This is a genomic window from Arthrobacter sp. Y3223164, from assembly GCF_059091005.1.
In genome coordinates, this window is record NZ_JBNHGF010000646.1 from 1 (window position 1) to 1,019 (window position 1,019).

Annotated in this window: 1 protein-coding gene; it reads left to right on the forward strand. The window is 71.0% G+C overall.

Features of this window, described 5'->3' with window-relative positions:
* Positions 1–942, forward strand: a 942-nt coding sequence (locus AC5RUJ_RS17105) for a Gfo/Idh/MocA family protein (RefSeq protein WP_494156347.1), incomplete at its 5' end; no start/stop codon positions are given.
* Between the last annotated feature and the right edge of the window lie 77 nt (positions 943–1,019).

Genomic DNA, 1,019 nt, shown 5'->3' on the forward strand with positions numbered 1-1,019 from the left:
TACCCGCACGGCGCGGCGCCCGGCCTGCCCGTCTTCGGCGGCGTCGAGGAGCTGATCGGGGCCGGGATCGACATCGCCATGTGCGCGGTGCCCACCGGCCTGCACGTGGAAGTCGGAATGGCCCTGGCCGAGGCCGGCATCCACACCATGGTGGAAAAGCCGATCGCGGACACGGTCGCGGGCGGCGAGAAGCTGGCGGACGCGTTCGAATCCCGCGGGCTGATCGGCGCCGTCGGCCACATCGAACGCTACAACCCGGCGCTGCAGTCGCTGCGCGCACGGCTGGAAGCCGGCGAACTCGGCCGGATCTTCCAGATCGCCACCCGCCGGCAGGGCCCCTTCCCGGCGCGGATCGCAGACGTCGGCGTGATCAAAGACCTCGGCACGCACGACATCGACCTCACCGCCTGGCTGGCACAGGCCGGCTACGCATCCGTCAGCGCCAACACCACCATCCGCACCGGCCGAGAGCACGAGGACATGGTGGCGGCCACCGGCCTGCTGGACAACGGCGTGATCACCAGCCATCTGGTGAACTGGCTGTCGCCGACGAAGGAACGCGTCACGGTGGTCACCGGAGAACGCGGCGCCTTCGTGGCCGACACGCTGACCGCCGACCTGACCTTCCACGAAAACGGCACCATCAACACCGAGTGGGAGTCCGTGGCCAACTTCCGCGGCGTCTCCGAAGGCAACATCACCCGCCTGGCCATCCCTAAGCGGGAACCGCTGAAGGTCGAACACGAGGCCTTCCGCGACGCCGTGCTCGCCACCCGCGGACTGCCGCCCGGTTCCCCGGCTGCCCGGCACGACGGCGGTGCCCGCCCCGGCCGCCCGGCGGCCAGCATCGTCACCATGCGGGAAGGGCTGAACACGCTGCGCGTGGCCGAAGCCATGATCGCCAGCGCGAAGGAATCCCGCACCATCGGGCTGCACGCCTGATGGGCCTGCGGATCGTGCTGGCCACCCGGATCTACGCACCGGAGGCCGGCGCCGCCGCCTACCGGCTGGCCGCCACC